The organism is Arthrobacter sp. 10L424, from assembly GCF_056395325.1.
Genome location: NZ_JBFTJH010000028.1, coordinates 1 through 629, shown reverse-complemented (window position 1 = coordinate 629; position 629 = coordinate 1). Strand labels below are relative to the sequence as shown.

Here is a 629-nt window from a genome sequence, read left to right as displayed (position 1 = left end):
ACGTTGAATCAGGTGTCGGCGGCGCAGATGCGGTTGGGCGGGGATAAGAAGTTGCCGGGGTCGGCTGAGGTGAGTTTCGGGTCGAAGGTCATTTCGGTGACGGATGCGGCGAAGGGCTCGGTGTGGGCGTTGTCGCCGTCGACCGTGGGCGGTTTTGACGCGGAGAGTTCCGAGCCGGTGCTGGCGGGGTCGGCGGGGACGGTGTCGGCGGTGGGTGCCGATGACCGGATTTACAGTGCGGACCCGAAGTCGGGGCAGGTCACGGTCACGGCGGTGGATGCCGAGGGCGCGGCGACGGATGTGCAGTCCAGCACCTGGGATGGGTTGAAGGGTGCGGGGGACCTGCAGCTGGCGGTGGTGGGGGATGCGCCGGTGGTGTTGGATGCGGGCCGGGGGAAGCTGTTCCTGCCGGGCGGCCGTGAGCTGGCGCTGGAGAACGCAAGGGACGCGAAGCTGCAGCTTTCGGGTCCGGGTGCGGATGCGGTGGCGGTCGCGACGCCGAAGGCGCTGTTGTTGCAGCCGTTGGATGGTTCGACGGCGAAGACGGTGACGTTTGGCGGGCAGGGGGTGCCGGCGGCTCCGGTGCAGCTGGGCGGGTGTGTGCATGCTGCGTGGTCGGGGGCGGGGGC

1 pseudogene is annotated in these 629 nt (G+C 69.6%); it reads left to right on the top strand.

The window, feature by feature from the left end:
* Positions 1 to 629, top strand: a pseudogene (locus AC1DC5_RS19025) (Ig-like domain-containing protein); the annotation flags it as partial.